Here is a 19,638-nt window from a genome sequence, read left to right as displayed (position 1 = left end):
TTCACTCATTTCACGTGATGCGAAAATCCTATTCAAATTGACCGCCATCGGCCAGAGAGAAAGGAGCGAAAAACCAGCGCTTTCGCGCTATACTCCCATGTGGAGGAGCCTCAAATGACAGAACAGCCGCGCGAATCTACCACTTATAAACTAGATGACCGCTATGACCGGACCGAAGGCCGTGTCTTTCTGACCGGGACGCAGGCTTTGGTGCGGATCATGCTCGATCAGGCCCGCCGCGACCGCGGCGCGGGGTTGAACACCGCCGGTTTCGTCTCGGGCTATCGCGGCTCACCGCTCGGGGGGCTCGACCTTGAGTATTGGCGCATCAAGGACCGCGTGGCAAAGGCAGGGGTAAAGTTTCTGCCCGCGGTGAACGAAGACCTAGGCGCCACCGCCGTGCTGGGCGCGCAGCAGGCGCATCTTGACCCGCATACGCAGGTCGAGGGCGTGTTTTCGATGTGGTACGGCAAAGGGCCGGGGGTGGACCGGTCCGGCGACGCGCTGAAACATGGCAACGCCTATGGCTCGGCACCTAAGGGCGGTGTGCTTGTGGTGGCGGGCGATGACCACGGCTGCGTGTCCTCCTCCATGCCGCATCAATCCGACGTGGCCTTCATGTCGTGGTTCATGCCGACGTTGAACCCCGCTTCGGTGGCCGAATACCAAGCCTTTGGCGAATACGGCATCGCGCTCTCGCGTTTTTCCGGCACATGGGTCGGCTTCAAAGCGATTTCCGAGACGGTGGAAAGCGGCGCCTCCGTGGACCTGACCCCCGACCGGGTGTTCAACCAGCCGGACTATACCGCCCCGCCCGGCGGGCTGCATGTGCGTCTGGGGGACCTGCCCTCGCCCGAGATCGAGACGCGGCTGCATCACAAGCTCGACGCGGTACAGGCCTTCCTCCGCGCCAACCCGATCGACCGGCATATCTATGACACGCAGGACGCCAATTTCGGCATTGTCACCACCGGCAAAGGCCATCTCGACACGATGGAGGCGCTGCGGCTTCTGGGTCTGGACGAAGCCGCCTGCCGCCGTCTGGGCATCGACATCTACAAGATCGGCATGGTCTGGCCATTGGCCGTGGATGACGCGCTCGACTTTGTGAAGGGCAAGCGCGAAGTGCTTGTGATCGAAGAAAAACGCGGCATCATCGAAAGCCAGTTCAAAGAGGCGTTCTATGACTGGCCCGGCTCGAAACCCGCGCGTATGGTCGGCAAACATGACGAGAACCTGCAAGAGCTGGTGCCCTGGACGGGCGAGCTGTCGCCGCTGAAACTCGCGCCGATCATCGCGGCGCGGCTGCATGCCTTCTTCCCCGAAGAGAACCTCGTCGAAAAAGCCCGCGCGCTGACCGACCAGCCGCCGGTTCTGCTCAACGTCGAAGGGGCGACCCGCACCCCCTATTTCTGCTCGGGCTGCCCGCATAACTCCTCGACCAAACTGCCCGAAGGGTCGAAGGCCAACTCCGGCATTGGCTGCCATGTCATGGCCTCTTGGATGGACCGCGAGACGGCCGGTTTCGCCCAGATGGGCGGCGAAGGCGTGCCCTGGATCGCGACCTCGCTGTTCAACGGCGGCAAACATGTCTTCCAGAACCTGGGCGAAGGCACATGGTATCACTCGGGCTCCCTGGCGATCCGCCAAGCGGTCGCGGCCAAGGCCAATATCACCTATAAAATCCTCTACAATGACGCGGTCGCCATGACCGGCGGCCAGCCGGTGGACGGCCCGGTCTCCGTCGCCGCCATCGCGCAGGCCTGCCGCGCCGAAGGGGTCGCGCGGATCGCGCTGGTCTCGGACCGGCCCGAGTTGCTGCCGAAAGCCGATTTCCCCGCCGAAACCAGTTTCGACCACCGCCGCGACCTGGACCGGGTGCAGCGCGAATTGCGCGAGATCCCCGGCGTCACCGTGCTGATCTATGAGCAGACCTGCGCCACCGAAAAACGCCGCAAGCGCAAGCGCGGGTTGATGGAGGATCCGAAGAAATTCGTGATGATCAATGATCTGGTCTGCGAGGGCTGCGGCGATTGCTCCTTGGAATCCAATTGCTTGAGCGTCGAGCCCAAGAAAACCGAATTCGGCACCAAGCGTCAGATCAACCAATCGACCTGCAATAAGGATTATTCCTGCCTGAACGGCTTCTGCCCCTCCTTCGTGACCGTCGAAGGCGGCAGCCGTCGCAAACGCTCGGGCGCGGGGCTGGATGTGGCGGGGCTCGCAGCGCAGTTGCCGATGCCCGAACTGCCCCGGCTCGACCAGCCTTTCAACCTGCTGGTGACCGGCGTCGGCGGCACCGGGGTGGTGACCGTGGGCGCGCTGATCACCATGGCCGCACATCTCGAAGGGCTGGGCTCCAGCGTGCTCGACTTCACCGGCTTTGCCCAGAAGTTCGGCACCGTGCTCGGCTATGTCCGCCTCGCCCAGCGCCCCGAGGACGTGCATCAGGTGCGCATCGACCAAGCCGCTGCCGACGCGGTGATCGGCTGCGATATGGTGGTCAGCTCCGCGCCCAAAGCCTCGGCCCATTACCGCCGCGGCACGCGCATGGTGTTGAACCGCGCCGAGATGCCGACCGGTGATCTGGTGCTGAACCGCGACGCCGACCTGCGCATTGACGACCGTGAAGCGGTGATCGCGCAGGCCGTGGGCGTCGAGAACCTGAGCGCCTTTGACGCCAACCGCATGGCCGAAGTGCTGATGGGCGATGCGGTCTTTGCCAATGTGATGATGCTGGGCTTCGCCTGGCAAAAGGGGCTGGTGCCGGTCTCGCTCACAGCACTGGAACAGGCGATTGAGCTCAACGGCGTCGTGCCGGACAAGAACCGCGCCGCCTTTGGCTTTGGCCGGGTCATGGCGGGCAACCCTGAGGCGATTGAGAAACATCTCGCCCCAGAGCCCGTGGTCGATGAGACAGTCGAGAGGCTGATCGCGCGGCGGATGGAATTCCTGACCGGCTACCAGAACGCGGCCTATGCCGAGCGCTACAAATCACGGCTCGATCGGCTGGGGGCAGAGCTGCCCGCCGGGTCTGAGGACCTAATACGCGCGGCGGCGAAATCGCTGTTCAAACTCATGGCCTATAAGGATGAATATGAGGTCGCCCGGCTGCACCGCCAAAGCGGGTTCGAAGAGCGTATCGCCGATACGTTCGAAGGCGATTACAAGGTCCATTACCACCTCGCGCCCCCCGCATGGCCCACCGGCAAGGACGGGCGCGGGCGGCCCAACAAGCGCAAGTTCGGCCCCTGGATAAGCCGCGCCTTTGACCTGCTGGCGGCAATGAAACCCCTGCGCGGCACATGGGCCGACCCCTTCAGCTACGGCGCGGACCGCAAGCTCGAAATGGCGCTGATCGACTGGTACGAAGACGTGCTGCAGGCCGCCCCCGCCCTGCCCCATGACGCCGCCCTCGCAGTGCTCAGCGCGCCGATGGAAATCCGCGGCTACGGCCCGGTTAAGGAAGCCGCTGCGGAAAAGGTGCAGGCAGAGGTCGCCGCACGGCTCGCCTAAGGGGCGCCCCCAATCCCCGCAGAACCCGGCTTCGCCCCATGCGAGGCCAGGCTGAAATGTGGCAGAGGTCACCTCTCACCCCGGCGCGGCGTGCCGCCGAGATCGCGCTTCTGCCCTAAATGACACATTAAGCGCACCTTACCGCCCAGATTGAATAATCGTCGGCCAACTGCGATCACGTCACCCCTGGCGCACGCCTATCGAGCAGCCGCCCTCCCCCAAGAAATACAGAACATCCGTGCGAAATGACCCGCCACAAGCGGGTTATCGCCACTTGCACGCAGAAGTCGTAAAATGGCACGCACCGCGACCGAAAGATGCAGTATCGTCACAATTTCGCCGGGTTTATCCGCGTAAATGTAAACAACAAGTAAACACATACCCTGACTGCCCGTCTGCCCCCACGAAACAGGTGCCGAATATGAAAATCCTTGCTGTCGACGACGATCCCTTCATCCGCGAACTGCTCCCGATCGTTTTCCGCGAGGCCGATTATCCCCATCTGACCCTCGCAGACTCCGGGGCTGCGGCCCTTGCCCTGCTGGACGAAAGCAGCGAGCCTTTCGACTGTCTGCTGCTCGACATCGAAATGCCGCAGATGGATGGCATCACCCTCTGCCGCAAAGTGCGCGCCCTGGAGGATTACCAGAACACGCCGATCCTCATGGTGACCCTGCGCTCGGATGCGGCCTCGATCGAACGGGCCTTTGCCGCCGGGGCCAATGACTATGTCACCAAACCCTTTGACGTCAAAGACATCGCCACGCGGGTCCATATCGCCGAACGGATGTTGGAGAACACCGAGAAAGCGCCGCGTCTGGACCTGGCCCGCCTGCCCGAGGACACGCCCCCCGGCGTGCATGATTTCCGCCTCGAAGACCCCCTGCATATCTTTGGCGTCCCGCAGCTGGTTCTGCCCTTCTCCCTGGGCAATTACCTCAGCCAGCTGTCGCGCCAGCACCTCGATATCTGTCAGGTCTTTGCCACCAAGATCGAGGGCATCGAGGATATCTATGCCAATAGCACCAGCAGCGAATACGCCCGCACCCTCGCCGCGGCCGCCGCCAGCATCGCCAAGGTGGTCGACTGCCCGCAACTGCTGATGACCCATAATGGCAGCGGCACGATCCTGAGCATCGTGACCGGCGACAGCCTGCCCGGCTGGCCCGAGATCGAGGGCATGATCCAGGATGAACTGGATGCGCTCGATCTGCGCCATAACGATGGCTGCAGCATGCCGGTCACCCTCTCGGTCGGCGGGCCGATCCAACCCAATGCCAGCCGCACACAGCGGGTGCGCAAGACCTTCGACCGCGCCATTCGCCGCGTGGCCTCCCGCCAAAAGGTCAAGCCCGAAGCGACCCCGCTGCGCAGACCTTCCGTCTCTGCCGCGCATTAAGCCAGGGGGCGCGCGATGGCGCGCCCGGCGCTCAATTGATCGGAAACTGGGCCAGACAGCGCATCGCGTTGCGGCGGTAATCCTCCAGCGTATCTGGCACCGAACGGCGGTCGCGCATCACCTCCATCGCCGCCCGTTTTTGGGCCCATGTGCCCGCCACGTGACGGTCGAGAATGCGCACGGTCACGCCCAGCATCACCTGTTTTTCCGGCTCCCCGATCAACCCCGCGCCCGAGAGCGCCACCGCCGTCAGGGCCAGCGTATTGGCACAGCGCAATGCCGCGGCTTCGGACCCCTCATAGACCCGGCTTTCGGCCGCTGCGGACAGCGGGACCAGCGCCAAAATCAGCGTTCCGCAAAGGGCGGCAACGCGCATCCTAAAAGACCTTGAAGGTCATCGTGGTCAATGAGCGTTCAATGCCTTCAATATCCAACAGATTGTCGTTGATATAGACGCCCACATCCTCCCCCTTGGGGATATAGAGCTTCATCAACAGATCATATTCCCCGGAGGTCGAGTAAAGCTCCGAATGGATCTCGCGCAGCGCGATATCCTCGGCCACGCTATAGGTCGTGCCGGGGCGGCAGCGGATCTGGATGAATACGCAGGTGGACATATCGCGCCTCTTTCTAGGATACGCCACAAGCTGACATATGGACCCCGCGCCCGCAATCCCCGATCTCCGCGCCCCCCGACGGCCTGCGCCCCCGCTTGGGCTTGGCGCGGCGCGCCGCCCTGTTATAAGGGCGCTGCAATAGCCTTCGGAGACGCCCCATGCGCCGCAGCACCCTGACCCGCACCACCGCCGAGACTGATGTTACCGTGGAGATCAATCTCGACGGCAGCGGCAGCTATGACAATGACACCGGCGTGGGCTTTTTCGACCACATGCTCGATCAACTGTCGCGCCACTCGCTGATCGACATCAAAGTGCGCGCCAAGGGCGATCTGCATATCGACGATCACCACACCGTCGAAGACGTGGGCATCACCCTGGGCCAGGCCTTGACCCAAGCGCTCGGCGACAAGCGCGGCATCCGCCGCTACGGCTCTTGCCTGCTGGCCATGGACGACGCGCAGATCCGCTGCGCGCTCGACCTCTCGGCGCGGCCCTTTCTGATCTGGAACGTCGACTTCCCATCGAGCAGCATCGGCAAGTTCGACAGCGAACTGGTGCGCGAATTTTTCCAAGCACTGAGCACCCACGGTGGCATCACCCTGCATGTCGACGCGCTGCACGGGTTCAACAGCCACCATATCGCCGAAGCGGCCTTTAAATCCGTCGCCCGCGCCCTGCGCGAAGCGGTCGAGACCGACCCCCGCAAGGCCGACGCCATCCCCTCGACCAAAGGCGCGCTGTGATCCGATGCTGACCGCAATTATCGACTACGAATCCGGCAATCTGCACTCGGCTCACAAAGCCTTTGAACGTATGGCCCGCGAAAGCGGCGCCGGTGAGGTCATCGTCACCGCCGACGCCGATGCCGTCTCCCGCGCCGACCGACTGGTCCTGCCCGGCGACGGCGCTTTCCCGGCCTGTATGGCCGCGCTTAAGGGCGCGGGCGGTCTCTATGACGCGATGGTCGAAGCCGTCGAAGAAAAGGGCCGCCCCTTCCTCGGCATCTGCGTCGGCATGCAGCTGATGGCGAGCATGGGCCGGGAATACAAAGACACCCCCGGCCTCGGCTGGATCGAAGGCGAAGTGACCGAGATCAGGCCGAAAGACCCGAAACTCAAAGTCCCTCATATGGGCTGGAACGATCTGGTGATCGACCATGACCACGCGGTCTTCGACGGGCTGGAAACCGGCGATCACACCTATTTCGTCCATAGCTACCACATGGCCGTCACCACCCCCGCCGAACGTCTGGCACATGTCGACTATGGCGGCGAGGTCACCGCGATCATCGGGCGCGATACGATGCTGGGGATGCAGTTTCATCCGGAAAAAAGCCAAACCACCGGGCTGCGGCTGATCTCGAACTTTCTGAACTGGAAACCATAAGCGGCAGCGCCCGCGGCAACTGCGGACGGTATTTAAGAAAGGATGAAGATGAAAAGGGGCGCGTCCCTTCTATCTTCATCCTTTTAAAAATACCGCGGCGCAACGATCGCGCCAAATGATAGGTATGAAAGGCGCGAAACCCCGCGCCTTTCCAGGTTTACTGCAACCGCGCCCAAGTCTGCTTGGAGCAGATCAGCCCCCCGGCGACACAGCCCGATAGCTTCAGCGAATTGCCGGACACGTCCATCTTCCCGATGTAGATCTTGCCATTCGAGGGCCGCCAGACCTTGCCGGCGTATTTGCCACCGCCCTGGGGTTTCATGTCGATCACCAAGGTTTTGCCGATGTTGGGGGATTTATACTCGCCGCTGTTGTTGAAGGTGCGCGCGATGGTGCCGCAGATCGCCCCGCCGCAGGGGGCCATTTTGACATGGGCATAGGCGCCGTCATCGACCTGCGTCTGCCATGTGCCGACCGCCGGGTCCGCGGCTTGGGCTGCGCCTGCGAGACCAAGGCCCAGAAGGGCCGCTGCAATAATCTGTTTCATAATCTCTCCTCCCGATCTGGCATCACTGTTATCCATCACCTTCTTTCGGGCAAGACTGACCTAGGGTCGCGTTGCAAAATCCGTGGCGACGTGCAAAAGGGAAGCGACTTTCAAAATAAGGGCCCGGCCATGATCCTCTACCCCGCGATTGATCTTAAAGACGGTCAGGCCGTGCGCCTTGTGCATGGCGATATGGACCGGGCCACGGTGTTCAATGACGACCCGGCAGCACAGGCGCGCAGCTTTGTCGATGCGGGCTGTGAATGGCTGCATCTGGTTGATCTCAATGGCGCTTTTGCCGGGGAGCCGGTCAATGCGGCGCCGGTTGAGGCGATCTTGAAGGCCTGCAAGGTGCCGGCGCAGCTGGGCGGCGGCATTCGTGATATGGCGACGATCGAAAGCTGGCTCGATAAGGGATTGGCACGGGTGATCCTCGGCACCGTCGCGGTCGAAAACCCCGGTCTGGTGCGCGAAGCCGCAGCGGCCTTTCCCGGCCAGGTAGCCGTGGGTATTGACGCGCGGGGTGGGCGGGTCGCGACCAAGGGCTGGGCGACGGAGACCGATGTGATGGCGACCGATCTTGCGAAATCCTTTGAGGATGCGGGCGTGGCGGCGATTATCTACACCGATATCATGCGCGATGGCGCAATGGGCGGGCCTAATCTCGAGGCGACAGCCGATCTGGCGCGCGCCGTGTCGATCCCGGTGATTGCCTCGGGCGGCGTCTCCTCGCTCGACGATCTGGCGGCGCTGCGCGACACAGGCGTGATCGAGGGCGCGATTTCGGGCCGCGCGCTTTATGACGGTGCGATCGATCTGGCCGCTGCCATGCAGATGTTGAAAGGCTGAAAATGCTGAAAACGCGCATCATCCCCTGTCTCGACGTGGCCGATGGGCGCGTCGTGAAGGGCGTGAATTTCGTCGGCCTGCGCGATGCGGGCGATCCGGTGGATGCCGCCATTGCCTATGATGCGGCCGGCGCGGATGAGCTTTGTTTCCTCGACATCCACGCTACCCATGAGAACCGCGGCACGATGTTCGATCTCGTCACCCGCACCGCCGAGCATTGCTATATCCCGCTGACCGTGGGTGGCGGCGTGCGGACCGTGGCGGATGTAAGGGCCTTGCTCTTGGCGGGGGCGGATAAGGTCAGTTTTAACTCCGCCGCAGTGGCGAACCCGGATGTGATTGCCGAGGCGGCGGATCACTTTGGTAGCCAGTGCATTGTCTGCGCGATCGACGCCAAGACCGTCAGCCCCGGCAAATGGGAGATTTTCACCCATGGCGGGCGCAAGCCGACGGGCATCGACGCGGTGGAATTTGCCCGCACCGTGGCGGCCAAAGGCGCGGGGGAGATTCTGCTGACTTCGATGGACCGGGACGGGACGAAACAGGGGTTCAATCTGCCGCTGACCCGCGCCATCTCGGACGCGGTCTCGGTGCCGGTGATCGCTTCGGGCGGGGTCGGCAATCTGGATCACCTCGTCGACGGGGTGATCGAAGGCGGCGCTTCGGCGGTACTGGCCGCGTCGATCTTTCACTTCGGCGAGCATACCGTGCATGAGGCCAAGCAGCATATGGCCAAGGCCGGCATTCCAATGAGGCTGACATGACGCTAGATGATCTTTACGCGACGATCCTGAGCCGCAAAGGTGCTGACCCGTCAAGCAGTTGGACGGCGCAACTCTTAGCCAAGGGACCGGAGAAATGCGCCGAGAAATTTGGCGAGGAAGCGGTTGAGGCGATCATTGAGGCGGTCAAGAATGACCGTGACGGTCTCACCTCGGAAGCCGCCGATGTCCTCTACCACTTGCTGGTGATGCTGGCAGCACGTGACGTGCCGCTGAGCGATGTGCTGGATGAATTGGCGCGGCGGCAGTCGACCTCCGGCATCGCCGAGAAGGCTGCGCGGAAATAATCAGCCCAGAAGACGCGGGATTTCCACCTTGGGGCAGCGGTCTTGGATCACATCCACGCCGCGCGCTTCGGCCTTGGCCGCCGCTTCGGCATTGGTGATCCCCATTTGCATCCAGATCGTTTCAAGGTCGGGGAAGGCCTCCAGCGCCTCGTCGACGACGGGGGGCACATCCTCGGAGCGGCGGAAGATATCAACCATCTGCACCGGCGGGTCGATTTCGGCCAATGACGCGACGACGGTATGGCCGAAAACCTCCTTGCCCGCATGGACGGGGTTCACCGGCACCACCTCATAGCCTTTTTGCGCAAGGTATTCAGCGACATAATGGCTGGGCCGGGCCGGATTGGGGGAAACACCGACCACCGCGATGCGGCGGGTGCGGGTGAGGACGTCTTTGATCAATGCATCTGTCATAGGCCTGATCTAAGCGCCTGCGCGCGGGTTTCAACGCCTTAATGACGCGGCGTAAAGCGCGCTGCCCCCTGCCCGCGATTGGCAAGCCTGCGGCGATTGCATAGGCTCGCCTCAAAGACCGTCGCGCAGAGGGGCGCGGCGCTTACCATCATCACCGGGAGCATAGGATGATCGATCAGACCTTGGACATGAACAATCTCGAAATGTCGGAGAAGGCCAAGCCGCTGCTGGCGGCGGTGACCAAACACATCCGCGAGAATGTCGATCCGATCACCGAAGAGTTCTTTCGCCTTGGCGAAGGCCGCGCCGACCGCTGGTCCTATGCGCCCGGTCAGTTGGAATTGCTCGACGGGGCCAAGCAGAAGGCGCGGGAGGCGGGGCTGTGGAACTTCTTCCTGCCCAATGCCGAAACCGGCGAAGGGCTGGCGAACCTCGATTACGCCTATATCGCCGCCGAGTTGGGCAAGAGCCCGCTGGCGCCGGAGAGCCTGAACTGTTCCGCCCCCGACACCGGCAATATGGAGGTGCTGGAACGCGTCGGCACGCCCGAGCAGAAGGAACGCTGGCTGAAGCCGTTGCTTGCGGGCGAAATCCGCTCGGCCTTCGCCATGACGGAGCCCGATGTCGCCTCCTCGGACGCACGCAACATCTCCACCAGTGCGGTGCTTGATGGCGACGACTGGGTGATCAACGGCGAGAAATTCTATATCTCCGGCGCGGGCGATCCGCGCTGTAAGATCATGATTGTCATGGTAAAAACCTCGCCCGAGGCCGAGACTTTCCGCCAGCAAAGCCAGATCTTGGTGCCGATGGACACGCCGGGGGTGGAGATCCTCGGGCCGATGCATGTCTTTGGCCATGACGACGCGCCGCATGGGCATATGCATATCCGTTTCACCGATGTGCGCGTGCCGCGTGAAAACGTGCTTTGGGGCGAAGGGCGCGGGTTTGAGATTAGTCAGGTGCGCTTGGGGCCGGGGCGGATTCACCACTGCATGCGCTCTATCGGGGCGGCGGAAAAGGCGCTGGACCTGATGATCGAACGCGGGCTCGGGCGCGAGGCATTTGGCAAGAAAATCATCGACCTTGGCAAGAACATGGAGACGATCAGCCGCGCGCGGATCGACATCGAGGCGATGCGGCTGATGGTGTTGAAAGCGGCCAAGGCGATGGATGTCTTGGGCAACAAAGAGGCCCGCATCTGGGTCAGCATGATCAAGGCGCTGGTGCCCGAAAAAGCCTGCGAGATCATCGACGCCTCCATGCAGGTGCATGGCGCCACGGGGATGAGCCAGTGGAGCCCGCTCTCGGGCATGTACACATGGCAGCGCGCGCTGCGCTTTGCAGATGGGCCGGATGAGGTGCACCATCAGGTCATCGCGCGGGCCGAGGTGAAGGCGTTTCAGGCGTCGAACAGGCGCGGCTCGGACGGCGAGAGCTGATATGGATCTGACAGGCCGCGTCATCGTCATCACCGGGGCCGCCAGCGGGATCGGGCGGGCCTTGGCGCTGCGCTTTGCCACGGAAGCGCCTGCGCATATCGTCTGCGTGGATATCGACGGCGCGGGGGCCGAGGCGACAGCGGCTGAGGTGGGTGGCACGGCCTTCCGCGTTGACGTCTCCTCCGACGCCGAGATCGCATCGCTGATCGAAACCGTCGAGCGCGACATCGGGCCGATCGATCTCTTCTGCTCCAACGCCGGTATTTCGGTCGAGGGCGGCGTCGAAGTGCCGGATGCCGATTGGCAGCGCATCTGGGAGATCAACGTGATGAGCCATGTGCGCGCGGCGCGGCATCTCGTGCCGCTGATGCGGGCGCGTGGCGGTGGCTATCTGCTCAACACGGCCTCGGCGGCGGGGCTGCTCAATCAGGTCGGCGCGGCGCCTTACGGCGTGACGAAACACGCCGCCGTTGGCCTCGCCGAATGGTTGGCGATGAGCTACGGCGACGACGGGATCAAGGTCTCCGTGCTCTGCCCGCAGGCGGTGCGAACCGAGATGATGCGCGGGCTGGAGGATCATGTCGCCGCGATTGACGGGATGTTGGAGCCGGAGCCGGTGGCCGAAGCCTGCGTGCAGGCGATCCGCGATGAGGTCTTTCTGGTGCTGCCGCATCCGCAGGTGCGCGATTATATGCGGGGGAAGGCGCAGGATTACGACCGTTGGATCGGCGGCATGCGCAAGCTGAACCGGCGGTTTGGCACGCCGAACGACAGTTAGCGGCCCTTAGCTTTCACCTTTGGGCCGGATCGGGCGCAACAGCCCCTCCTGCGCCACGCTCGCCACCAGCTGCCCGTTCTGATTGTAGATCATCCCGCGGTTGAACCCCCGCGCCCCGCCGGTAAACGGCGCGTCCAGCGCATAGAGGTGCCATTCGTCAAAGCGGATCGGCGCGTGAAACCACATGGCGTGGTCAAGGCTCGCCGTCATCACCTTGCCCTGAAACCAGGTCAGCCCATGAGGCCGCAGAGAGGAGCCGAGCAGATTCATGTCCGAGGCATAGGCCAGCAGCGCGTGCTGCATCACCGGGTTCTGCCCTTCGGCGGCCCCCATGCGGAACCACAGATAGTTGCGGTCGCCGACCTTTTCCGGCGTCATGAAATCGCGCGGCTCGACCTCTCGGATCTCGACGGGGCGTTCGCGCAGAAAGTCCCCGCGGTATTTCTCCGGCAGCTTCTCGGCAAAGGCCGCGCGCAGCTCGGGCCGGTCCGGCCAATTCTCGGGCGCGGAGACCTCCGGCATCTCATGCTGCCAATCGAACCCCGCCTCTTCGACCTGAAAAGACGCCGAGAGGTTCAGGATCTGCTTGCCATGCTGGATCGCGACCACCCGCCGCGTGGTGAAACTGCCGCCATCGCGGGCGCGGTCGACCTGATAGATCACCGGGATTTTGGGGTCTCCGGGCCGGATGAAATAGGCATGCAGCGAATGGCAGGCCCGATCCGGCACCGTGCGGTAGGCCGCCATCAGCGCCTGCGCGATGACATGGCCGCCAAAAATCCGCATCGAGGTCTCGCCCCCCGCCCCGGTGCCGCGAAAAAGATCGACTTCGAGCTGTTCGATATCCAGCAGATCAAGCAGTTGGCGGGCGGCGTCACTCATCTTTGGTCCTTTGGTATCAGGGGGCTTTGCCCCCAGGCATCAGCTTTTGCAGCAAACAGCAAGGCGGTTTAACGCAAAGCCTCAGCGGCCCCCGTCCAGCGCCTCCAGCCCATGCCGCGCAAAGACCGGCACATATTGGCCCAGCCGCTTGCCATGTTCAGGGTTCGAGGCATTGCCATCCAGCGCGCGTTTGAGCACGCCTTGAATGATTGCGGCCATGCGGAAGAAACAGAAGGCAAGGTAATAGCCAAAGTTGTCGATCCCGCTCAGCCCCCGCCGCTGGCAATAGGCGGCGATAAACTCCGCATCAGAGGGCAGACCATGGGCCGCCCGGTCGACCCCGGCAAGCCCCCGGCCCTCGGGCCCCACCGGCATCTGCCATTGCATGATAACGGCCGCGAGATCGGCAAAGGGGTGGCCGATGGTGGACAGCTCCCAATCCAGCACGGCGCGGCATTCGGTCCCTGTCGCGTCAAAGATCATATTGTCGATCCGGTAATCGCCATGCACCAAGCTGCGCTGCCCGTCATCGCGCGGCACATTGTCGGCCAGCCGCTGCATCAGCCGGTCCATATCGGCCAGCGGCTCCGTCTCAGAGGCGCGGTATTGCTTCGACCAGCGCCCCACCTGCCGCTCAAAGTAATTCCCCGGCGGGCCATAGTCTGCAAGGCCCACAGCCTCGATATCGACATCATGCAAGGCCGCCAGAACGCGGTTCATCTCCGCCATGACCGCCGCCCGGTCGGACGGCTCCAATTCCGGCAAGGTCGGATCGCCAAAGTTGCGCCCCGGTACATGGTCCATCACATAGAACATCGAGCCGATAACGCTCTCGTCCTCGCAAAGCAGATGCATCTTGGCCACCGGCACCGCGCTCCCCGCCAGCGCCTTTTGCACGCGATATTCACGATCCACCGCATGGGCCGATTTCAACAGCACACCGGGCGGCTTGCGCCGCAGCACATAGTTATGCCCGGGCGTGGCCAGCAGGAAGGTCGGGTTTGACTGACCGGCCTGGAACTTCGTCACCTCCAACGGGCCGGCAAACCCCGGCAGGTGATCCTCAAGCCACCGGCTCACCGCTGCCACGTCGATGCTTTGCGTGTCAGAGGTCATTGCGAAAACTCCGCTGCCAGTTTCCTGCCCGCTGCGCGGTACTCTGCTTCGATCCGCGCCACCAGATCGGCCACCGTGCCGATCTGTTTCACCGCGCCAATGCCCTGCCCGGCGCCCCAGATCTCTTTCCAGGCCTTGGGTTTCGATGTGCCAGAGCCGAAGTTCATCGAGCTGGCATCGGCAGAAGGCAGGTTATCCGGGTCCAGCCCCGCCGCCGTGATCGAAGGCCGCAGGTAATTGCCAGACACGCCGGTAAAGAGCGAGGAGGTCACGATATCATCGGCGCCCCCCTGTACGATCATGTTCTTATATTCAGACTGCGCATTGGCCTCCTGCGTGGCGATAAAGGCCGAGCCCATATAGCCCAGATCGGCCCCCATGGCGCGGGCGGCCAAGAGCCCCTCGCCCGTGGCCAGAGCGCCCGACAACAAGAGCGGCCCGTCAAACCATTCACGGATTTCACGCACCAAGGCAAAGGGCGACTGCGGCCCGGCATGCCCCCCCGCCCCGGCGGCGACGGCAATCAGCCCATCCGCGCCCTTCTCGATCGCCTTGCGGGCAAAACGGTTGTTGATCACATCATGCAGCGCGATCCCCCCGCAGGAATGCGCCGCCTCATTGACCTCCGCCCGCGCCCCCAGCGAGGTGATCCAGATCGGCACCTTATGTTTCACGCAGATCTCAAGGTCGCGCTCCAACCGGGCGTTGGAGCGGTGCACGATCTGGTTCACCGCAAAGGGCGCCGCCGGGCGGTCCGGGTTCTGCTGGTTGTGGCGGTCCAACTCCTCGGTGATCTGCTGCAACCAGGCATCCAAGAGCGGCGGCTCGCCCTCGGCCTCGCGCGCATTCAGCGCGGGGAAAGAGCCGACGATCCCGGCCTTGCATTGCGCGATGACCATCTCCGGGCCAGAGAGGATAAACATCGGCGAGGCCACCAGCGGCAGGCGCAATCCTCGCAACGCGGGGGGAAGATGGCTGTCGTCACGCATGGGTGGCCTCGTATGGTTTGGTGATCGGTCTCATGACACTGCCCTTTCAAAAATATTCGGCCCCGACATCACATTGATGCCGCCGCTGACCGGGATCACCGCGCCGGTGACATAGGCCCCACCCCTGCCGCAGAGAAACAGCATGGAACCCGCAATGTCCTCATCGCGCCCGACACGTCCCAGCGGGACGTCTTGCCCCACCGCCGCGCGGGTCGCTTCGTCCTGCGTGGCAAAGGCCGTCATGCGCGAGACGAAGGGCCCCGGTGCGAGGGCGTTGACGGTGATCGCATCGCCGGCCAGTTCCTTGGCGAGGATTTTGCTGAGATGAATGACTGCCGCCTTGGAGGCCGCATAGCTATAGGCCCCGTCACCCATTTCACGCTCCCCCATGACGGAAGCAACATTCACCACCCGCGCGGGATCCTCCGCCGTGGCACCGGCCCGCAGCAGCGGCAAGAGCTTCTGCGTCAGGTCAAAGAGCCCCGCCACATTGACGCCCATGACCCTGTCCCAGGCCTTGAAGGGGAAATCCCCCAAAGGCGCGCCCCAGGTGACACCGGCGTTGTTCATCAGGATATGCAACTGGTCGCTGCGCCCTTGCAGCTCGGCCACCAAGGCGTCGACACCGGCCTCGCTGCTCACATCCCCGGCGAAACCTTCCGCAGAGCCCGGGGCGCCAAGCGCGTTCAATTCCTCGGCCACCGCAACACAGGCCTCGCCGGTCCGGCTGGCCAGTAACACCCGCGCCCCGGCCCGCACCAGGGCTTCGGCCGCCATCCGTCCGATGCCGGTGGCCCCGCCGGTGATCAGGGCTGTCTTGCCCTTGAGCCCAAATAGCGTTTCGATGTCCATGATCCGCCTCCCCCCATGTCTTTGCGTCACTTTGACAGGCAAAGGGGCGAGGTCAAGCAACCGGGGCCGACTGCGTGCCGTGACCGGGCGTCACGGAGGGGCGATAAACTTACCTCCAAAGACAAAACCGCCGCAGCATTTCTGCTGCGGCGGTTTTGTTTATGGGTATCGTAATGAGAGATACTGTTTTTCAGGAACTTATTAGGTTTGGCGATGACCTACTCTCCCACGTCTTAAGACGCAGTACCATCGGCGCTACGGCACTTAACGGCTGGGTTCGGGATGGGACCAGGTGTTTTGCTCGCGCTATGATCACCAAACCGAATAAATTCCTGTTCCAAGTCGAGTACGACTGATTGTATGTGTATGCTTTTGATCAGCTTAAGCAGTCTTGCTTCTACTGGATCAAATCAAGCCTATCGAGCAATTAGTACCAGTCAACTGAACGTGTTACCACGCTTACATCTCTGGCCTATCGACGAGATGGTCTATCTCGGCTCTCAGGGATACCTTGTTTTGAGGGGGGCTTCCCGCTTAGATGCCTTCAGCGGTTATCCTGTCCGATCATAGCTACCCAGCACTGCTATTGGCATAACAACTGGTCCACCAGTGGATCGTTCACCCCGGTCCTCTCGTACTAGGGGCAACTCCTCTCAAGTATCCTACACCCACGGAAGATAGGGACCGAACTGTCTCACGACGTTCTAAACCCAGCTCACGTACCTCTTTAAACGGCGAACAGCCGTACCCTTGGGACCTGCTCCAGCCCCAGGATGAGATGAGCCGACATCGAGGTGCCAAACACTGCCGTCGATATGGACTCTTGGGCAGTATCAGCCTGTTATCCCCGGCGTACCTTTTATCCGTTGAGCGATGGCCCTCCCACTTGGGACCACCGGATCACTATGGCCGTCTTTCGACTCTGCTCGACTTGTCAGTCTCGCAGTCAGGCTGGCTTCTGCCATTGCACTCAACGAGCGATTTCCGACCGCTCTGAGCCAACCTTCGCGCGCCTCCGTTACGATTTAGGAGGCGACCGCCCCAGTCAAACTACCCGCCACACAGGGTCCCGGAACCGGATAACGGTCCGCGGTTAGACATCAAGCAGAACAAGGGTGGTATCTCAAGGGAGGCTCCACCGAGACTGGCGTCTCGGTTTCAAAGCCCACCACCTATCCTGCACATGTTCGGCCTAATGCCAGTGTGAAGCTGTAGTAAAGGTGCACGGGGTCTTTCCGTCTAACCGCGGGTAACCGGCATCTTGACCGGTAATTCAATTTCGCTGAGTCTATGTTGGAGACAGCGGGGAAGTCGTTACGCCATTCGTGCAGGTCGGAACTTACCCGACAAGGAATTTCGCTACCTTAGGACCGTTATAGTTACGGCCGCCGTTTACCTGGGCTTCAATTCAGAGCTCTCACTCCTCCTTTTAACCTTCAGGCACCGGGCAGGCGTCAGACCCTATACGTCGTCTTGCGACTTCGCAGAGCCCTGTGTTTTTAATAAACAGTCGCCACCCCCTGGTTTGTGCCCCCAGCCCCTAGTTGCCTAGGAACCGGGCCTCCTTCTCGCGAACTTACGGAGGTATTTTGCCGAGTTCCTTCAACATAGTTCTCTCAAGCGCCTTGGTATTCTCTACCTGTCCACCTGTGTCGGTTTAGGGTACGATCTAGCGATGGAGCTATTTCCAGGGACCGCTCAGCAGCCCATCCAATCCGATAAGGATGAACTACCCCTGCGATCCGTCACTTCCATCTGGCCCAGGAATATTAACCTGGTTCCCATCGACTACGCCTTTCGGCCTCGCCTTAGGGGTCGGCTTACCCTGCTCAGATTAGCTTTAAGCAGGAACCCTTGGACTTTCGGCGAGAGTGTCTCTCACACTCTTTGTCGCTACTCATGTCATCATTCTCACTAGTGATCTCTCCACCGGATCGCTCACGCGCCGGCTTCACAGAAAGCTTCTTGTGTCCAGTACCACGGTCCGGTTGGGGTAAACCAATCGAACTGGGTGGTTAAGGACACATGAAACTATGTCACACTACGCTCTGCTACCATGCAATAAATGCATCCTAAGCTTCGGCTCATGGCTTGAGCCCCGTTACATCTTCGCCGCAAGACAACTTATTTAGACCAGTGAGCTGTTACGCTATCTTTAAAGGATGGCTGCTTCTAAGCCAACCTCCTGGTTGTTTTGGTCGTCTCACCTGCTTTCCCACTTAGCCATGAATTAGGGGCCTTAGCTGTAGGTTAGGGTTGTTTCCCTCTCCACGACGGACGTTAGCATTCGCCGTGTGTCTGCCGACTAGTACTCCTCGGTATTCGGAGTTTGGTTAGGATCAGTAAGCCTGTGGGGCCCCATTACCCATCCAGTGCTCTACCCCCGAGGGTATTCGGTCGACGCTCTACCTAAATAGATTTCGCAGAGAACCAGCTATCTCCGAGTTTGATTGGCCTTTCACCCCTAGGCACAGCTCATCCCGATCTTTTTCAACAGATGTGGGTTCGGTCCTCCAATAAGTGTTACCTTATCTTCAACCTGGCCATGCCTAGATCACTCGGTTTCGGGTCTGATCCCACGAACTCGACGCCCTATTAAGACTCGCTTTCGCTGCGCCTACACCTAACGGCTTAAGCTTGCTCGTGAGACCAAGTCGATGACCCATTATACAAAAGGTACGCTGTCACATCGCAAGGATGCTCCAACTGATTGTAGGCGTTCGGTTTCAGGTACTGTTTCACTCCCCTCGTCGGGGTGCTTTTCACCTTTCCCTCACGGTACTGGTTCACTATCGGTCAGTAAGGAGTACTTAGCCTTCGAAGGTGGTCCTCCGATCTTCAGACAGGATTTCACGTGTCCCGCCCTACTTAATACGTCCAATCATGCTTCTTATACGGGACTATCACCCACTTTGGTTGCGCATTCCAACGCATTCTAATCACAGTCATGGCTCGGCTGGTCCCCGTTCGCTCGCCGCTACTAGGGGAGTATCATATTGATTTCCTTTCCTCCGGGTACTTAGATGTTTCAGTTCCCCGGGTTTGCCTTTTTAAGCCTATATATTCAGCCTAAAAATACCTGTTTTACCTCATTATTAACTGCGCCGCTGCAGGCCCCAGTGCCGATCCGAAGGATCGGTGTACCGACCAAAGGTCGGCGCGGAGCGTACATATTGCGAAGCAATAATAACAAAGTATCAGGTGGGTTGCCCCATTCAGAGATCCATGGATCAAAGCTTATTCTCAGCTCCCCATGGCTTATCGCAGAGTATCACGTCTTTCATCGCCTCTTACTGCCAAGGCATTCACCAAACGCCCTTTTCGCGCTTGATTTGATCCAGAAAAAGCAAGACTTGGCGTCTCGCGCGAAGATCAGAAGCTGGTAAGAAACTGATCCTCTTATTCTGCATCAAAAGCATACTTTACCCGCCCAGACTGTCGTCTGGACAATGAGCGATGCAGATAGCGAACCCTCCGTGCAGGAGGCCGCGTCATCGCTCTGGTTAGTGTACTTGACTTGGACAACATATTCGTTTCAGCCGCGATATGTTTGAATGACCGAGGAAGCAGTCATCAAACACCGGCCCTTGATAGGGCAGCAACTGAGATCATCCCCTCACGCGGGGCGATCAAACATGTTGTTAGTATCTCTCTTTACGATGTCAATTCGTCTGAAGGACGAAGCGATGCTTCATCCGGGAACAGACGTTCAAACACATGCGTATGTGCTTGAAGGTATGTTCCATGCCCCACCCCGGAAAGGATGGTGGGTCGAGGAG

Annotated in this window: 17 protein-coding genes, 1 tRNA gene and 2 rRNA genes (1 of these 20 running past the window's edge); 9 read left to right on the top strand and 11 right to left on the bottom strand. The window is 61.2% G+C overall.

Going from position 1 to position 19,638, the window contains the following annotated elements:
* The first annotated feature begins 114 nt into the window (after positions 1-114).
* Both AB4M76_RS06885 and AB4M76_RS06880 read left to right on the top strand, forming a co-directional pair.
* Complete coding sequence (locus AB4M76_RS06885; protein WP_368441054.1) at positions 115-3,516, top strand: indolepyruvate ferredoxin oxidoreductase family protein; 3,402 nt, start codon at positions 115-117, stop codon at positions 3,514-3,516.
* A 421-nt stretch (positions 3,517-3,937) separates the two neighbouring features.
* The gene (locus AB4M76_RS06880) at positions 3,938-4,915 is read left to right on the top strand and encodes a PleD family two-component system response regulator (RefSeq protein WP_368441053.1); all 978 of its coding nucleotides are present in this window, start codon (positions 3,938-3,940) and stop codon (positions 4,913-4,915) included.
* 31 nt (positions 4,916-4,946) lie between these two features.
* Here AB4M76_RS06880 and AB4M76_RS06875 read toward each other — a convergent pair whose 3' ends face one another.
* Complete coding sequence (locus tag AB4M76_RS06875; protein ID WP_368441052.1) at positions 4,947-5,291, bottom strand: hypothetical protein; 345 nt, start codon at positions 5,289-5,291, stop codon at positions 4,947-4,949.
* A 1-nt stretch (position 5,292) separates the two neighbouring features.
* Positions 5,293-5,532 carry an Lrp/AsnC ligand binding domain-containing protein gene (locus tag AB4M76_RS06870; protein ID WP_368441051.1) on the bottom strand — a complete coding sequence of 80 codons (240 nt, stop codon included), beginning with the start codon at positions 5,530-5,532 and terminating at the stop codon, positions 5,293-5,295.
* Positions 5,533-5,690: 158 nt separating this feature from the next.
* Here AB4M76_RS06870 and hisB point away from each other — a divergent pair, with 158 nt between their 5' ends.
* Positions 5,691-6,278: an imidazoleglycerol-phosphate dehydratase HisB gene (gene hisB, locus AB4M76_RS06865; RefSeq protein WP_368441050.1), complete on the top strand. Its 588-nt coding sequence runs from the start codon at positions 5,691-5,693 to the stop codon at positions 6,276-6,278.
* Positions 6,279-6,282: 4 nt separating this feature from the next.
* Positions 6,283-6,921, top strand: a complete 639-nt coding sequence (gene hisH / locus AB4M76_RS06860) for an imidazole glycerol phosphate synthase subunit HisH (RefSeq protein ID WP_368441048.1) — start codon at positions 6,283-6,285, stop codon at positions 6,919-6,921.
* A gap of 157 nt (positions 6,922-7,078) precedes the next feature.
* On the opposite strand, the gene AB4M76_RS06855 is transcribed toward hisH, so the two are convergent.
* Positions 7,079-7,468: a DUF2147 domain-containing protein gene (locus AB4M76_RS06855; RefSeq protein ID WP_368441047.1), complete on the bottom strand. Its 390-nt coding sequence runs from the start codon at positions 7,466-7,468 to the stop codon at positions 7,079-7,081.
* 129 nt (positions 7,469-7,597) lie between these two features.
* Here AB4M76_RS06855 and hisA point away from each other — a divergent pair, with 129 nt between their 5' ends.
* Genes hisA through AB4M76_RS06840 form a run of 3 tightly spaced genes read left to right on the top strand, consistent with a single transcriptional unit; the run spans position 7,598 to position 9,386 of the window.
* On the top strand, positions 7,598-8,317 hold the full coding sequence (gene hisA, locus AB4M76_RS06850; protein ID WP_368441046.1) for a 1-(5-phosphoribosyl)-5-[(5-phosphoribosylamino)methylideneamino]imidazole-4-carboxamide isomerase: 720 nt from the start codon (positions 7,598-7,600) through the stop codon (positions 8,315-8,317).
* Between the two features lie 2 nt (positions 8,318-8,319).
* Entirely contained in the window at positions 8,320-9,081 is a 762-nt protein-coding gene (hisF, locus tag AB4M76_RS06845) for an imidazole glycerol phosphate synthase subunit HisF (protein WP_368441045.1), read from the top strand.
* Entirely contained in the window at positions 9,078-9,386 is a 309-nt protein-coding gene (locus AB4M76_RS06840; RefSeq protein WP_368441044.1) for a phosphoribosyl-ATP diphosphatase, read from the top strand. The genes hisF and AB4M76_RS06840 overlap by 4 nt, the downstream gene beginning before the upstream one ends.
* Here AB4M76_RS06840 and AB4M76_RS06835 read toward each other — a convergent pair whose 3' ends face one another.
* Positions 9,387-9,800 (bottom strand): CoA-binding protein, encoded by a 414-nt coding sequence (locus AB4M76_RS06835; protein WP_368441043.1) that lies wholly within the window; start codon positions 9,798-9,800, stop codon positions 9,387-9,389. It abuts the gene before it with no gap.
* A 188-nt stretch (positions 9,801-9,988) separates the two neighbouring features.
* Between AB4M76_RS06835 and AB4M76_RS06830 the strand changes: the two genes are divergently transcribed.
* Positions 9,989-11,242, top strand: coding sequence for an acyl-CoA dehydrogenase family protein (locus AB4M76_RS06830; protein ID WP_368442389.1), 1,254 nt, complete (start codon positions 9,989-9,991; stop codon positions 11,240-11,242).
* Between the two features lies 1 nt (position 11,243).
* Positions 11,244-12,020: an SDR family oxidoreductase gene (locus AB4M76_RS06825; protein ID WP_368441042.1), complete on the top strand. Its 777-nt coding sequence runs from the start codon at positions 11,244-11,246 to the stop codon at positions 12,018-12,020.
* Positions 12,021-12,026: 6 nt separating this feature from the next.
* Here the strand turns inward: AB4M76_RS06825 and AB4M76_RS06820 are convergent, their stop codons facing one another.
* The 7 genes from AB4M76_RS06820 to AB4M76_RS06790 form a co-directional block, all read right to left on the bottom strand.
* On the bottom strand, positions 12,027-12,902 hold the full coding sequence (locus AB4M76_RS06820) for an acyl-CoA thioesterase (protein WP_368441041.1): 876 nt from the start codon (positions 12,900-12,902) through the stop codon (positions 12,027-12,029).
* A gap of 81 nt (positions 12,903-12,983) precedes the next feature.
* Positions 12,984-14,018, bottom strand: coding sequence for a phosphotransferase family protein (locus AB4M76_RS06815; protein WP_368441040.1), 1,035 nt, complete (start codon positions 14,016-14,018; stop codon positions 12,984-12,986).
* Positions 14,015-15,007 carry an NAD(P)H-dependent flavin oxidoreductase gene (locus AB4M76_RS06810; protein WP_368441039.1) on the bottom strand — a complete coding sequence of 331 codons (993 nt, stop codon included), beginning with the start codon at positions 15,005-15,007 and terminating at the stop codon, positions 14,015-14,017. Before AB4M76_RS06810 ends, AB4M76_RS06815 begins: the two co-directional genes overlap by 4 nt.
* 30 nt (positions 15,008-15,037) lie before the next feature.
* Positions 15,038-15,859, bottom strand: coding sequence for an SDR family oxidoreductase (locus AB4M76_RS06805; protein ID WP_368441038.1), 822 nt, complete (start codon positions 15,857-15,859; stop codon positions 15,038-15,040).
* Between the two features lie 205 nt (positions 15,860-16,064).
* A 5S ribosomal RNA gene (rrf, locus tag AB4M76_RS06800) occupies positions 16,065-16,179 on the bottom strand.
* An 86-nt stretch (positions 16,180-16,265) separates the two neighbouring features.
* Positions 16,266-19,192: ribosomal RNA gene (locus AB4M76_RS06795) — 23S ribosomal RNA — on the bottom strand.
* 431 nt (positions 19,193-19,623) lie between these two features.
* Positions 19,624-19,638: transfer RNA gene (locus tag AB4M76_RS06790), tRNA-Ile, on the bottom strand; it runs 62 nt beyond the window's last position.

The organism is Sulfitobacter sp. PS-8MA (genome assembly GCF_040933935.1).
Taxonomy (GTDB): domain Bacteria; phylum Pseudomonadota; class Alphaproteobacteria; order Rhodobacterales; family Rhodobacteraceae; genus Sulfitobacter.
The sequence above is the reverse complement of the archived record's forward strand: the minus strand, read 5'-3'. Positions and strand labels throughout refer to the sequence as shown.

Bases quoted from the DNA above. Each gene is read 5' to 3' on its own strand.
- hisB (WP_368441050.1), top strand. From the start codon at position 5,691: ATGCGCCGCAGCACCCTGACCCGCACCACCGCCGAGACTGATGTTACC.
- AB4M76_RS06855 (WP_368441047.1), bottom strand. From the start codon at position 7,468: ATGAAACAGATTATTGCAGCGGCCCTTCTGGGCCTTGGTCTCGCAGGC.
- hisF (WP_368441045.1), top strand. From the start codon at position 8,320: ATGCTGAAAACGCGCATCATCCCCTGTCTCGACGTGGCCGATGGGCGC.
- AB4M76_RS06805 (WP_368441038.1), bottom strand. From the start codon at position 15,859: ATGGACATCGAAACGCTATTTGGGCTCAAGGGCAAGACAGCCCTGATC.
- AB4M76_RS06840 (WP_368441044.1), top strand. From the start codon at position 9,078: ATGACGCTAGATGATCTTTACGCGACGATCCTGAGCCGCAAAGGTGCT.
- AB4M76_RS06830 (WP_368442389.1), top strand. From the start codon at position 9,989: ATGAACAATCTCGAAATGTCGGAGAAGGCCAAGCCGCTGCTGGCGGCG.
- AB4M76_RS06820 (WP_368441041.1), bottom strand. From the start codon at position 12,902: ATGAGTGACGCCGCCCGCCAACTGCTTGATCTGCTGGATATCGAACAG.
- AB4M76_RS06825 (WP_368441042.1), top strand. From the start codon at position 11,244: ATGGATCTGACAGGCCGCGTCATCGTCATCACCGGGGCCGCCAGCGGG.
- hisA (WP_368441046.1), top strand. From the start codon at position 7,598: ATGATCCTCTACCCCGCGATTGATCTTAAAGACGGTCAGGCCGTGCGC.
- AB4M76_RS06880 (WP_368441053.1), top strand. From the start codon at position 3,938: ATGAAAATCCTTGCTGTCGACGACGATCCCTTCATCCGCGAACTGCTC.
- AB4M76_RS06810 (WP_368441039.1), bottom strand. From the start codon at position 15,007: ATGCGTGACGACAGCCATCTTCCCCCCGCGTTGCGAGGATTGCGCCTG.
- hisH (WP_368441048.1), top strand. From the start codon at position 6,283: ATGCTGACCGCAATTATCGACTACGAATCCGGCAATCTGCACTCGGCT.
- AB4M76_RS06835 (WP_368441043.1), bottom strand. From the start codon at position 9,800: ATGACAGATGCATTGATCAAAGACGTCCTCACCCGCACCCGCCGCATC.
- AB4M76_RS06815 (WP_368441040.1), bottom strand. From the start codon at position 14,018: ATGACCTCTGACACGCAAAGCATCGACGTGGCAGCGGTGAGCCGGTGG.
- AB4M76_RS06870 (WP_368441051.1), bottom strand. From the start codon at position 5,532: ATGTCCACCTGCGTATTCATCCAGATCCGCTGCCGCCCCGGCACGACC.
- AB4M76_RS06885 (WP_368441054.1), top strand. From the start codon at position 115: ATGACAGAACAGCCGCGCGAATCTACCACTTATAAACTAGATGACCGC.
- AB4M76_RS06875 (WP_368441052.1), bottom strand. From the start codon at position 5,291: ATGCGCGTTGCCGCCCTTTGCGGAACGCTGATTTTGGCGCTGGTCCCG.